Here is a 12031-nt window from a genome sequence, read left to right as displayed (position 1 = left end):
GGGGGGGGGGGGGGGGGGGGGGGGGGGGGGGGGGGGGGGGGGCCCCCCCCCCCCCCCCCCCGCCCCTTCACCTGCCCCGCTCCTCGCGTGACGGCTCAGCGACCCGCCGTCCACCGGGCGACCACCTGGTCCAGCACGTCCAGCGGCAGCGACCCGCTGCCCAGCACCAGGTCGTGGAAGCCCCGCACGTCGAAGGCCGGTCCCAGCTCCCGCGCCGCCCGCGACCGCAGCCGCTGGATCTCCAGCCGCCCGGTCATGTACGACAGCGCCTGCCCGGGCCACTCGATGTACCGGTCGGTCTCGTTGCCGATCTCGACCTCCGCGAGGACGGTGTGCTCGCGCAGGAAGCCCACCGCCTGCTCCCGGCTCCAGCCGAACTGGTGCAGGCCGGTGTCGACGACCAGCCGGGCGGCGCGCAGCGAGTCCATCGCCAGCATGCCCAGCCGGGCCAACGGCCCCGAGTACAGGCCCATCTCGTCCGCGAGGCGCTCCGCGTACAGCCCCCAGCCCTCGATGTAGGCGTTGATCCACGCGATGCGGCGCAGCCGGGGCAGCCCGGTCGGTTCCTGCGCGAGGGAGAGCTGCACATGGTGGCCGGGCACCGCCTCGTGGAAGGCGGTGGCCTCCGCCAGCACCCGGGAACGCTCCGTGACCCGCTCGGTGTTGGCGTGGTAGGTACCCGGCCGTGAGCCGTCCAGCGCGGCCGGCATGTACCAGGCCTGCGGCGCCCCCGGCACCTCCCGGCCGTCCAGCGCGCACGGCGTGTCCGGCAGCCGCCCGAACCGGCGGGGCGCGGCCAGCTCGGCCCGCGCGATCGCCGTACGGGCCACGGAGAGCATCTCCTCGGCGCCGCTCCAGCGCAGCCGGGTGTCGGTGCGCAACCGTTCGCGCACCTCGGCCGCGCTCAGCCCTGGCCCGAACGCCCGCGCCCCGATCCCGACGTACTCCTCCTCCAGCCGCGCCAGCAGCTCCACGCCGACGTCGTGCAGCTCCTTGGGGGAGCGGTCGGTGGTGGTGTGGACGCGGGCCAGGGTGGCGTAGTGCTCCTCCCCGTCCGGCAGGTGGCACAGTCCGGGCCGCTCCTGGGGCCGCCCGTGCGGGGCGAGTTCGGTGCGCAGCACCTCCCGGTAGGCGGCGAACGCCGGCCGTACCCGCTCGTCGATCAGCCGGTCCCGCTCACCGTGGTGCCGCGCGTCCAGCGGTACGGCCCGCAGTGGGTCGCCGGCCGGGTCCGCGAGGTGGGCGTCCAGCCGCGCCACGGCCGTCCGCACCCGCTCGGCCACCGGCAGCCGGCCGGCGGCCAGGCCCGCGCGGTGCCGTTCGGCGGCCTTCGCGAGGTAGCCGGGCAGGCCGGCCAGCCGCTCCAGATGACCGAGTTCCTGTTCCGTTCCCGCGGGCCGCACCTCGGGCAGGGAACCGAGCAGTCGGCCGATCGGTGAGTTCTGGTAGTCGGCGACGGTGTGCTCGATCAGCCGGGTCCCGAGCCGGTCGGCGACGGCCCGCGCCTGCTGGACGACCACGGCCCGGGTCACCTCCTCCTCGGCGTCCGCGACGGGCGTGTGCTCCGCCCGCGCGGCGAGCCGCAGCGCCCGCTCCCGCAGCGCGGCCTGCGCCTCCTCGGACGGGTCCGCGAGCCGTCCGACGATCTCCAGGCACCCTTCGAGCGCGTCGTCCAGCGGATCCTCGGCGGCGATGACGCCGACGGTCTCCTCGGCGAGGGCGGTGACGGGGGTTGCTGTCATGGATCGGCTCCTGTTCAGGACGCGGGGACGGCTTGCCGCCGCGATACGGGGGGCTGCGGTTCGCCGACGGTCGGATCGGCCTGCGCCCGGGCGAACTGCCGTACCAGCGGCGGGAGTCCGTACTGCCCGGCCACGTCGGTCCGCGCCAGCAGCCCGCTGTCGACGAGGGTCTCCAGGAGGTCCTCGACGGGTTCGGCGGCCCGCTCCAGGGAGCGGGCGAGGGAGGTCACGCACGCGTGGGCGACCGTGTCCACGGACGGCGGCGCGTCCGACGCCGCGAACTGCCGCAGCGCCAGGCGGGCCCAGGGGGTGAGGCGGTGGTAGGCGTCCTGGTAGCGCTCGGTGAGACTCTCGTCCCCGGCCCGCAGCCGGGCGCACAGCCCGTCCCCGGCGACGAGTTCCGCGACCGCCTCGGCGAGCAGGGCCTCCGGGCGGGCGGCCAGGCGGCGGGCGGCGAGGGTGAGGGCGAGGGGCAGGTCGCCGCACGCCTCGGCGAGCAGCAGCCCGGCCCGGGGCGCCGAGGCGAGCCGGTCCCGGCCGAGGACCCCGCCGAGCAGCTCCATCGACTCGTCGCGCTCCAGGACGGGCAGCGGCAGCCGCCGTACGCCGTCCAGCCCGAGCAGCCGGGAACGGGCGGTGAGCACGATCCGGCTGTGCGGCGCGGCCAGCAGCAGCTCCCGCACCTGCCGTTCCTGTCGCACGCCGTCGAACACCACCAGCAGCCGCCGCTCGTGCAGCACCGACCGGTACAGGCCCACGCGCTGCGCGGGATCGTCGGGGATGTGCTCCGGCGCGATGCCGAGCGCCCGCAGCAGTCCGCCCGCGATGCCCGGCGCGTCCTTGCGGCCGTCGGCGGCCGGGTCGAGGCAGACGTACAACTGCCCGTCCGGCAGGTCGGCCGCCAGCTCGCGGGCCAGCCGCAGCGCGAGCGCCGACGTGCCGACCCCGGCCTGCCCGTGGATCAGCAGCGGCGGCACGGCCCCCTCGCCGAGGGCGGTCAGCACCCGCGCCCGGCCGAGCTGCGGTCCCCGCCCGGCGAGCGCGCGCCGCTGCATCGGCAACTGGGCGGGGGTGGGCAGCACGGCCCGCACGGCGGCGGCCCGCAACTGCCCCTCCTGCACCTGGTGCACGGCCTTGGCGGCCGGCTGCGCCTCGTCGCCCGCCGACCGCGCGGCCTCCCGCCAGCGCCGCTCCCAGACGGTACGGTCCCCGCCGCACGCCTCCGCGAAGGCGAGCGCCACCTGGAGGGTCGGCAGCCGGTGGCCGGCCGCCGCGTCCGAGAGCACCGAAGCGGAGAACAGCGCCCGCTTCGCCAGCTCGCGGTAACTGGGGGAGCCCGCCGCGGCCCGGAGCCGGCGCAGCTCCCGGGCGAAGGCGGTGGCCGGTCCGGCGTCCTGCGCCAGCGGTTTCTCCGGTCTGCCCACGCTGATGCTCCTTGTTCCTCCGGGTGCCGCCATCTCCTGCCTGCCGCCCCACCGTCCCGGCGTCCGTTCCCGAATCCCTCCCGCCCGGGTCCCGCGGTGGGGCGGCTCACCGCCGCCGACTCGTGGGACCCGCGGTGGATCGTCCCGAGGTGACAACTCCGACCGTTTCGTCGCTCCCCGTACCGTTCCGCTAGCCCAGCGCTTATGATCCCGACGGCCCAGGTCCCGGTAAGGGGTGCCGGACGCTGGGGGCGGGGGGAGCCGATGGCAGTGACGGACGTGGGGAACAGCGAGCGCAGAGCCGTGTCGCGCGAGGTGTCCGGCCAGGGCCTGGCCTTACTGCTCCTCGGCCCGCTGGAGGGCTGGTCGAACGGCACCCGCCTGCGCCTCGGCGGCACCATCCAGGAACGCGTCCTCGCGATGCTCCTGCTGGAACCCGGCCGCCTCGTCCCCGTCTCCCGGCTCGTCGAGGCCGCCTGGGAGGACAACCCGCCGGCCACCGCCGGCCACCAGGTCCGCAAGGCCGTCGCCGACCTGCGCCGCCGCCTCCCCGGCGGCAGCGAGATCATCGTCACCGACGGCCCCGGCTACCGCGCCGCCCTCACCGGCGTGCGTCTCGACCTGCTGGAGTTCAACGCCCACCTGCGCTCCACCACCGCCGCCGAGACGGCGGGCCGCGCCGAGGACGCCGTACGGGAGCTGTCCGCCGCGCTCGCCCTGTGGCGCGGCCGGGTGCTGGCCGGCGCCGGCGGGGCCGTGATCGACGCGGCCGCCGCCGTCCTGGACGAACGCCGCGTCACCGCCGCCGAGCAGCTGTTCGCGCTGCGGTTGACGCGCGGAGAGGGCAACGCCCTCGTCGCCGACCTGCGCGACCTCGTCGCCGCGCACCCCCTGCGCGAGACGCTGCGCGGCCAGCTGATGCTCGCCCTGTACCGCTCGGGCCGGCAGGCGGAGGCGCTGGAGGAGTACGGCCGGGTACGGACCCTGCTGGTCGAGGAACTCGGCGTCGACCCCGGCCCCCACCTGTCGAAGCTGTACGAGGACATCCTGCGCGACAGCCCGGACCTGCACCCGGCACCCGCACCTGCTCCCGGGCGTGTTCCCGCGCCCCCCGCCACCTCTGCAGAACCGTCACTGCGCGAGGCCGGTGACCCCGCCGAGGACGACACCGCCCCGCTCCCGCCGGAGGCCCCCTGCACCCTCCCCTACGACCTCTCCGACTTCACCGGCCGCCGCACCGAACTCACCCGGATCGTCGAACTCGCCAGTACGCCCACCGCCCCCGCCCGCGAGCAGCGCGCCCGTATCGTCGCCATCGACGGCATGGGCGGCACCGGCAAGACCTCCCTCGCCGTCCGCGCCGCCCACCAGCTCGCCCCCGACTACCCCGACGGCCAGCTCCACCTCGACCTGCGCGGCTTCACCCCGGGCGAGGAGCCGATGCGCCCGGAGAACGCGCTGGACGTGCTGCTGCGCATGCTCGGCACGCCCGGCGAGCGCATCCCGCAGGACCTCCCGAGCCGCGCCGCCCTGTGGCGTTCCCGCCTCACCGGCCGCCGTGTGCTGCTCCTGCTGGACAACGCCGTCGACGCCGCCCAGCTGCGCCCCCTGCTCACCTCCGCCCCCGGCTGCCTGGTCCTGATCACCAGCCGGGCCCGCCTGGTCGACCTGGACGGCGCCGCCTGGCTCTCCCTCGGTCTGCTGCCCCCGCAGGACAGCGCCGAGCTGGTCGCGGAGACGCTCGGCGCGGACCGGGTCGCCGCCGAACCCGAGGCCGCCGCCGAACTCGCCGAACGCTGCGGCCACCTGCCCCTGGCCCTGCGCATCGCCACCGCCCGGCTGCGCAACCGCCCCCGCTGGACGCTGGCGTACCTGGTGGACCGGCTGCGCGACGAGACCCGCCGGATGGTGGAGCTGACCTCCGGCGAACGGGGCGTCGCCGCCACCCTGCGCCTGTCCTACCTGGCGATGACCGAACGCCACCGCACCGCGTTCCGGCTGCTCGCCCTGCACCCCGGCGCCCGGATCGACCCGCACGCCGCGGCCGCCCTGCTCGGCCTGGACCTGTTCGACGCGGAGGACCTCCTGGAGCACCTGCTCGACGTCCACCTGCTCCAGCAGCCCGACATCGGCCAGTACACCTTCCACGACCTGGTGCGCAGCTTCGCCCGCGAGCTGCCCACCCCGCAGGAGGAGACGGCGGCCGTCGCCGAACGCCTCCTCGGCTACTACGTCTCCACCACCGAGGCCGCCTGCCGGGCTCTCTTCCCGGGCCGCAAACAGCACCCGACGGAACTCCCGCCGTACGACGGGGAACTCCCGCCGCTGGCCGACGCCGCCGCGGCCCGCGGCTGGTTCACCCTGGAGCACGAGGGACTCATCGCGGCGACCTCCCTCGCCTACGGCCGGGGCCTGGACCGGTACGCCGCCGTCCTCGCCCGCAACCTCGTCTTCCACCTCAACGCCCGCGGCCACTTCACCGAGTACGCGGCGGTCGCCCGCACCGCCGCGGCCGCCGCCCGTCGCACCGGCGACCTGTGGCTGCTCAGCAGCGCCCTGTCCAACCTGGGCGTCGCCTGCTGGAAGCTCGGCCTGCTGGAGGAGGGCATCGAGACCGTCACCGAGGCCCGCGAGGTGGCCGTGACGTCGGGCAACCGGCTCACCGAGGCGCACGCCGACAGCGTCCTCGGCATCCTGCACGCCACCCGCGCCGGCTACGACCCCGCCCTCTTCCACCTGCGCCGCTCCCTGGAGCTGGCCCGGGAACTGGGCGCCGAACGCAACCAGGCGGACGTCCTGTGCACCCTCAGCACGGTCTACGAGGAGCAGGGCCGGCACGCCGAGGCCGCCGACGCCGCCCGGGAGGCCGCCGGCATCTCACTGCGCCTCGGCTACCTCAACAACCAGGTGACGTCCCTGACGGACCTGGCGTTCGCCGAGGTCGGCCTGGGTGAGAACGGCGCCGCCGGCGAGACCCTGGCCCGGGCCCGCGCGCTGTGCGACGAGCGGGTCCCGGCCGGCGACACGGCCCTGCTGCTCGCCCTGTCCGCCCGGGTCGCCCAGCTCCTCGGCGACCCGGCGACCGGCCACGGCCACGCCGCCCGCGCCCTCACCCTCGCCGCCGAGACCGACGCCCCGCTGCGCCGCGCCAAGACGCAGAACATCGTCGCCCGCTTCCACTTCCACGCGGGCGACTTCGAGACCGCCCGCGCCCTGCACGAGCAGGCCCACCGCAGCGCGACGGCGGCCCGGCTGCGCGCGGAGGAGTGGCACGCCCTGTCCGGCCTGGCGGCCGCCGAACGGGCACTCGGCCACGCCACGGCCCCCACCCACGCCGCCGCGGCCGACGACCTGCTGACCCGCCTGCACCTGGACCACCCCCCGGCGCAACGCTGAGCACGCGGAACGCCCCGCCCGGGGTCCCGGGCGGGGCGTTCCGACATCTCACGCCGTGGGGCTCACGGCTTCGGCGTGTGCGGCCCGACATCGCTGGCCAGGACCTGGCGGCCCCCCGCCGGAGCGTCCGTGAGGTCCACCGCCGGTCCCAGTCCCAGCGCCAGGGCGAGTGCCGCGAAGATCCCGATGAGTCCCGCTGCCTTGGTGCGCATGTTCCCGTCCCCCAGAAGTAGTTGGCGGTGGCCGGCAGTGCTGCCCGCTCTCGACACGGCCGATGTTTCCGGCGGCGGTTCCCGATCCGATCCCTTCTCGTTCCCACCCTGCCGGGAACCGTCGCCGCCCCGCGCGGGACGCCGTCGTCGCAGCTCAGAGCCCGCCGTCCGCGCAGCTCGCGATCCGGGCCCCGGTCGGGGTGAGGACGGCGTCGGTCCGCATGGCGCCCCCCGCGAACCCGGCGAGGTCGAGCAGCTCCCGCACACAGGACCGGACCCGGGACACCTCGTCGGCTCCCACTCCGGTCACCGCCCCGGGCCCTTCCCGCACCACGCTCACCACGTGGTGCATCCCGCCCAGCGACAGCGTCTGCACCCGGTAGCGGGGCCCCACGAGCAGCTCCTCGACCAGATGCGGCCCGTCGACGGCGGCCTTCGCCCACAGCGCGAGCGACTCCGCGTCCCGCACGAACGCCGGCCCGCCCCAACGCCCGTCCTCGTGTCTGGACTTGATGACCGCGGGCACCCCGATCCGGTCGACCGCCGCGCACGCCTGGGCGATGCCGAGGGCCTCCTCGGCCCGCACCGGCGGCAGGGTCCCGCCGCGCAGCAGCCGCCGCAGGGCCACGGGATCCCTCAGCCGCTCGGCGGCCGGGTCCCGCCACAGCACCCCGTCCCGCTCCCGCCGCACCCGCCGTACGACACCCCGTACGTCGTCCCCGGCGCCCGGGCCGCACACCAGCTGCCCGATCCCGAAGCGCCGTACGAGGCCGGTGAGCAGGGAGTGCAGGGTGCCGTCGGTGACCGCGGCCGGCCCCGCGACGAACACCCGCTCCACCCGGACCGCGTCCGGCAACGGCTCCCCGGGCCGCATCACCGCCCACAGGTCGAACCCGGCGGCCACGGCCGACCGCACGAGCCCGTCCCCAGGCATCACCAACAGCATCCGTTCCGCAACGCTCGCCACGGCCTCTCTCTCCCGCCGATCCGCTCGAACGCCGCCACGCTCCCGCGGACCCTTCCCGTTCACCTCCCGGTCCGTTCCCACCAGCGAACGCAGAACACCCCCTGCGCCGTGTTGCCACGGTTCAGGGGGTGTTGTCAGCGGTAGCGGAGGGATTTGAACCCTCGGTGACTTGCGCCACACTCGCTTTCGAGGCGAGCTCCTTCGGCCGCTCGGACACGCTACCGAGGGAGACCTTACAGGACGCCGGGGCGTGGTTGGTAATCGATATGCGGCCGGGCCGCGCGCGGGATCAGCGGGAGCGGAAGAAGTCGGTGAGCAGCCGGGCGCAGTCCTCGGCGAGCACGCCCTCGATCACCTCGGGGCGGTGGTTGAGCCGGCGGTCGCGGACGACGTCCCACAGGGAGCCGGCCGCGCCCGCCTTGTCGTCGCGGGCGCCGTAGACGACCCGGTCGACGCGGGCCTGGACGAGCGCGCCCGCGCACATCGTGCACGGCTCCAGCGTCACGACGAGCGTGCAGCCGGTCAGCCGCCACTCGCCGAGCCGCTCGGCGGCCCGCCGGACGGCGAGCACCTCGGCGTGGGCCGTCGGGTCGCCGACGGCCTCGCGTTCGTTGTGCCCGGCCGCGAGCACGGTCTTGCCGTCGGCGGCCAGTACGACGGCGCCGACGGGGACGTCCCCGCCACGGGCGGCCTCGCGCGCCTCGTCCAGGGCGCGCCGCATCGCGGCCCGCCAGGGGTCCCGTACGGGGTCGGCGGGCCGGTCGTCGGTGCGTGGCGGCGGTGCGGTCAGCGGACGGTCTCCAGGACCTCCGAGGCGCCCAGGGCCTCGGCGATCTCGGTGAGCGCGTCCTCGGTCAGCGACTTCAGTTCCTTCTCGCTGACGCCGAGGTCGTCGAGGATGGCGGCGTCGCCGACCGGGCCGTGCGGCACGGCCTCGGCCGTGCCCGCGTCCTCGTCGGCGTCCTCGTCCTCGCCGTCCTCGGTGCCGTCGAGGTCGAGGGCGTCCAGGTCGTCGTCACCGGCCTCGGAGTCCCTGCCGAGCAGTTCGTCGGTGAGCAGGATCTCGCCGTACGAACTACGGGCGGCGGCGGCGGCATCGGAGACGAAGATGCGGGGGTCGTCCTCACCGTCGACGCGGACCACGCCGAACCATGAGTCCTCCTGCTCGATCAGCACGAGCACCGTGTCCTCTTCGGGAGAGGCTTCCCGGGCCAGGTCGGCCAGATCCGACAGGGTCTCCACATCGTCGAGCTCTGTGTCGCTCGCTTCCCACCCGTCTTCGGTGCGCGCGAGCAGTGCGGCGAAGTACACCGTGACTCTCCCACTGGTCATAGGCGTGCCGGTTGGGGGTCCCCCCGGCGGAGGTTACGGGCGGAGAGAGCTGTGCTCCGAGCCCCACCCACTCGGAATCGTGGCAGAAACAAGGCGTTCAGGGGACGTCTTCGGCTCCCTGTGTCCGGTGGTTTTGATCGCGGTTCCGTGCGGAGGTCCGTGCCCAACTTCACCAGCGCACTCGTTGCCGCCACCTGCGGATCGTACGCGGCTTTGTGGTGCGTCCACGCACGCCCACCCCTCGCAACGCCCGTGATGTCGGTGATCTTCCCGCGTCTGCCGTGTGTTCCCGGTGCGGTGAGGGGTGGGCGCTACCAGCGGAAGGTGCGCATGCGCATCGCGTGTCGCAGCCGAGCGGTCTTGGCGCGGCGCGGCTGGACCCGGTCGCGCAGTTCGCGGGCCTCGGCCAGTTCGCGCAGGAACTGGGCGCGTCGCCGACGCCGCTCGGCATCCGTCTCCGGCGGCTCGTCCGTGTCCGGCGCCGCGCGGTCTGGCAGGTCAGGCATACGTCCACCACCCCGGTCCGTCCTGACCACCTTCCCTCCGACGGGGGGTTTGATGCCAGCGAACGGCTCAACCGAGGGGGACGGGTTCACCGTGTGTGCGGACGCCGGGCCGGTCGGGCCCGGTTACTGTTGTGGACATGCGTCTCCACGTCGTCGACCACCCCCTGGTCGCCCACAAGCTCACCACGCTGCGCGACCAGCGCACGGACTCCGCGACCTTCCGTCGTCTCGCCGACGAGCTGGTCACCCTGCTCGCCTACGAGGCCACGCGTGACGTGCGCACCGAGACGGTCGACATCAGGACCCCGGTCGCCGCGACGACCGGCGTCAAGCTCTCCCACCCGCGCCCCCTGGTCGTGCCGATCCTGCGGGCCGGCCTGGGCATGCTGGACGGCATGGTCCGGCTGCTGCCGACCGCCGAGGTGGGCTTCCTGGGCATGATCCGCAACGAGGAGACGCTCGAGGCCTCCACGTACGCCACGCGCATGCCGGAGGACCTGTCCGGCCGTCAGGTGTACGTCCTGGACCCGATGCTGGCCACCGGTGGCACGCTGGTCGCGGCGATCCGCGAGCTGATCAAGCGCGGCGCCGACGACGTCACCGCGGTGGTCCTGCTGGCCGCCCCCGAGGGCGTCGAGATCATGGAACGCGAACTGGCGGGCACCCCGGTCACCGTGGTGACGGCCGCCGTCGATCACCACCTCAACGAACACGGCTACATCGTCCCGGGCCTGGGCGACGCGGGCGACCGCCTCTACGGGGCGGCCGAGTAGTTCCCCCACCCCCGGCCGGAGCCCACAGCCCTCGTCGGCGCCGGGATGATCCGAACGACAGGGCCTAGCAGCCCCTGTGTGCCGTCGTCGTCGGCTTGGGGGCCGCGAGGGCCGTCAGGGACTTGGCGGCCGCGGCCTGCGGTGCCAGCGCCTTGAAGCCGTTGCCCAGGATCAGGTCCACCGCCGCCCCCTTGCGCGCGGCGTCCGTGCGCCGCTCCGCGGCGGGCAGCTGGGTGGCGAGCACCGGCAGCGAGCCGTTCAGCGAGGCGGCGGGGCCCAGCAGGATCCCCGCCCCGGCGACCTTCTTGTCGTACTGCTTGTTCGCGTTGCCCACCTCGCCGATGGCGAACCCGCGTCGGCGCAGCTCGTCCGCCGTGGTCTTGGCGAGCCCGGCGCGGGTCGTGGCGTTGAAGACGTTCACGGTGATCTGCGCGGGCCTGGGTACGGCGACCGCGGGCGAGGCCTTGGTCGCGGGGCTCGCCTTCGTCCGGCAGGAGGTGCCGGCGCCGGCCGCCGAGGCCGTGCCGCCGCCGCCCGTGAAGACATCGATGAGCTGCCAGACGCCCCAGCCGGCCACGCCGAGCACGGCACCGCAGGCGGCGACCGCGACGACCAGCCGACCGCGCCGCCGGTGCGGGCGCATGCGGGGGTATTTGTCCCCCGTGATCCGGTACTTGCCGCCCATGCCGGGGGGAGTCAGCATGCTCATGGGCGCAGCGTAGTGCTCCCGGACGGCCGTGCCTACTAGATGATCATTCGGCGGTGCCCAGGAGAACCCGAAAGGGCCAACACGTGGTCGGCGGGGGCCGCGGGGCTCAGTCCAGTTCGAGCACGCGCGCGTGCAGTACCTGCCGCTGCTGGAGCGCCGCCCGCACCGCGCGGTGCAGCCCGTCCTCCAGGTAGAGGTCGCCCTGCCACTTCACGACGTGCGCGAAGAGGTCGCCGTAGAACGTCGAGTCCTCGGCGAGCAGTGTTTCCAGGTCGAGCTGCTGCTTGGTGGTCACCAGCTGATCGAGGCGGACCGGGCGCGGCGCGACGTCCGCCCACTGCCGGGTGCTTTCCCGGCCGTGGTCGGGGTACGGCCGGCCGTTTCCGATGCGCTTGAAGATCACACGGAAAGCCTACCGGTCCAGACGTTCCGGGCGCAGCCATGGCGCCGGAGTGCGGCGCCGGAAAAGATGCCATGAACATGTACAAACGGGAGGGAGGGGGCCATGGCGCGGCGCCCGCGGGCCGCCGCGGGGGGTGGCGGAGGAGACGGCGGCCCGTCTCCTCCGTCGGCGTGTCAGCGACGGCGGTCGCTGTCCGGGCGGACGGCCGGCCGCGCCGTCTGCTGCTCGGCCGCGGTCGTCCCCTGCGGCTTCGGCGCGCTGCGGGCCGCCTCCGCGCGCACCAGGGCGCGCAGGACGGCGTAAGGATCTGTGGTCATGGATGTTCCTTGCGTGAGTGCTGAGGGACGGGGGAGGGGCGTCCGTCAGCAGCGCAGGACCATCGTGCGCGGGGCGTCGAGGGGGTGGGCCGGCCGGGGCGGCGCGGGCGGGACGGCGCGGGTGGCCCTTGCCGGGCGGGGTGCCGGGCGTGGGGGCGCGAGGGTGCGGCGGGCGCCGCCGGCCGGGGCGCGCAGGGCCGTGTCGAGGGCGTCGTACTCGCAGGTCTCGGCGGCGACGACGGGCGGCGGG

At 75.1% G+C, this 12031-nt stretch carries 13 protein-coding genes and 1 tRNA gene; 2 read left to right on the top strand and 12 right to left on the bottom strand.

Annotation, left to right across the window (positions count from 1 at the left end):
• Positions 1-95: 95 nt before the first annotated feature.
• Together ALMP_RS25845 and ALMP_RS25840 are read right to left on the bottom strand one after the other, a co-directional pair.
• On the bottom strand, positions 96-1742 hold the full coding sequence (locus ALMP_RS25845; protein ID WP_264932312.1) for a DUF885 family protein: 1647 nt from the start codon (positions 1740-1742) through the stop codon (positions 96-98).
• 14 nt (positions 1743-1756) lie between these two features.
• Positions 1757-3166 carry an XRE family transcriptional regulator gene (locus ALMP_RS25840; protein WP_264932310.1) on the bottom strand — a complete coding sequence of 470 codons (1410 nt, stop codon included), beginning with the start codon at positions 3164-3166 and terminating at the stop codon, positions 1757-1759.
• A gap of 264 nt (positions 3167-3430) precedes the next feature.
• On the opposite strand from ALMP_RS25840, the gene ALMP_RS25835 reads away from it, so the two are divergent.
• A complete protein-coding gene (locus ALMP_RS25835; RefSeq protein ID WP_264932308.1) occupies positions 3431-6562 on the top strand; it encodes an AfsR/SARP family transcriptional regulator in 3132 nt (1043 codons plus the stop codon).
• Positions 6563-6624: 62 nt separating this feature from the next.
• Here the strand turns inward: ALMP_RS25835 and ALMP_RS25830 are convergent, their stop codons facing one another.
• The 6 genes from ALMP_RS25830 to ALMP_RS25805 form a co-directional block, all read right to left on the bottom strand.
• Positions 6625-6774, bottom strand: coding sequence for a hypothetical protein (locus tag ALMP_RS25830; protein WP_264932306.1), 150 nt, complete (start codon positions 6772-6774; stop codon positions 6625-6627).
• Positions 6775-6928: 154 nt separating this feature from the next.
• Positions 6929-7708, bottom strand: a complete 780-nt coding sequence (locus ALMP_RS25825) for a hypothetical protein (protein ID WP_264932304.1) — start codon at positions 7706-7708, stop codon at positions 6929-6931.
• 171 nt (positions 7709-7879) lie between these two features.
• Positions 7880-7964: transfer RNA gene (locus ALMP_RS25820), tRNA-Ser, on the bottom strand.
• Between the two features lie 66 nt (positions 7965-8030).
• On the bottom strand, positions 8031-8462 hold the full coding sequence (gene tadA, locus ALMP_RS25815) for a tRNA adenosine(34) deaminase TadA (protein WP_264932302.1): 432 nt from the start codon (positions 8460-8462) through the stop codon (positions 8031-8033).
• A 65-nt stretch (positions 8463-8527) separates the two neighbouring features.
• Complete coding sequence (locus ALMP_RS25810; RefSeq protein ID WP_264932893.1) at positions 8528-9052, bottom strand: hypothetical protein; 525 nt, start codon at positions 9050-9052, stop codon at positions 8528-8530.
• 332 nt (positions 9053-9384) lie between these two features.
• On the bottom strand, positions 9385-9579 hold the full coding sequence (locus ALMP_RS25805; protein WP_264932300.1) for a hypothetical protein: 195 nt from the start codon (positions 9577-9579) through the stop codon (positions 9385-9387).
• Between the two features lie 137 nt (positions 9580-9716).
• Here ALMP_RS25805 and upp point away from each other — a divergent pair, with 137 nt between their 5' ends.
• Positions 9717-10352, top strand: a complete 636-nt coding sequence (upp, locus tag ALMP_RS25800) for a uracil phosphoribosyltransferase (protein ID WP_264932298.1) — start codon at positions 9717-9719, stop codon at positions 10350-10352.
• Positions 10353-10416: 64 nt separating this feature from the next.
• On the opposite strand, the gene ALMP_RS25795 is transcribed toward upp, so the two are convergent.
• From ALMP_RS25795 to ALMP_RS25780, 4 genes are all read right to left on the bottom strand, one after another.
• Entirely contained in the window at positions 10417-11037 is a 621-nt protein-coding gene (locus ALMP_RS25795; protein ID WP_264932892.1) for a LytR C-terminal domain-containing protein, read from the bottom strand.
• Positions 11038-11167: 130 nt separating this feature from the next.
• A complete protein-coding gene (locus tag ALMP_RS25790) occupies positions 11168-11464 on the bottom strand; it encodes a type II toxin-antitoxin system VapB family antitoxin (RefSeq protein ID WP_004943146.1) in 297 nt (98 codons plus the stop codon).
• 173 nt (positions 11465-11637) lie between these two features.
• Positions 11638-11781 (bottom strand): hypothetical protein, encoded by a 144-nt coding sequence (locus tag ALMP_RS25785; RefSeq protein ID WP_264932266.1) that lies wholly within the window; start codon positions 11779-11781, stop codon positions 11638-11640.
• Between the two features lie 45 nt (positions 11782-11826).
• On the bottom strand, positions 11827-12031 hold a 205-nt coding region (locus ALMP_RS25780), incomplete at its 5' end, for a hypothetical protein (RefSeq protein ID WP_264932264.1).

This window comes from Streptomyces sp. A012304 (assembly GCF_026008495.1).
In the GTDB taxonomy this organism is placed as follows: Bacteria; Actinomycetota; Actinomycetes; order Streptomycetales; family Streptomycetaceae; genus Streptomyces.
Note: the sequence above shows the minus strand (reverse complement) of the source record. Positions and strands in the feature narration are given on the sequence as shown.

Bases quoted from the DNA above. Each gene is read 5' to 3' on its own strand.
- upp (WP_264932298.1), top strand. From the start codon at position 9,717: ATGCGTCTCCACGTCGTCGACCACCCCCTGGTCGCCCACAAGCTCACC.
- ALMP_RS25785 (WP_264932266.1), bottom strand. From the start codon at position 11,781: ATGACCACAGATCCTTACGCCGTCCTGCGCGCCCTGGTGCGCGCGGAG.
- ALMP_RS25795 (WP_264932892.1), bottom strand. From the start codon at position 11,037: ATGGGCGGCAAGTACCGGATCACGGGGGACAAATACCCCCGCATGCGC.
- ALMP_RS25845 (WP_264932312.1), bottom strand. From the start codon at position 1,742: ATGACAGCAACCCCCGTCACCGCCCTCGCCGAGGAGACCGTCGGCGTC.
- ALMP_RS25835 (WP_264932308.1), top strand. From the start codon at position 3,431: ATGGCAGTGACGGACGTGGGGAACAGCGAGCGCAGAGCCGTGTCGCGC.
- ALMP_RS25825 (WP_264932304.1), bottom strand. From the start codon at position 7,708: ATGCCTGGGGACGGGCTCGTGCGGTCGGCCGTGGCCGCCGGGTTCGAC.
- ALMP_RS25830 (WP_264932306.1), bottom strand. From the start codon at position 6,774: ATGCGCACCAAGGCAGCGGGACTCATCGGGATCTTCGCGGCACTCGCC.
- ALMP_RS25805 (WP_264932300.1), bottom strand. From the start codon at position 9,579: ATGCCTGACCTGCCAGACCGCGCGGCGCCGGACACGGACGAGCCGCCG.
- tadA (WP_264932302.1), bottom strand. From the start codon at position 8,462: ATGCGGCGCGCCCTGGACGAGGCGCGCGAGGCCGCCCGTGGCGGGGAC.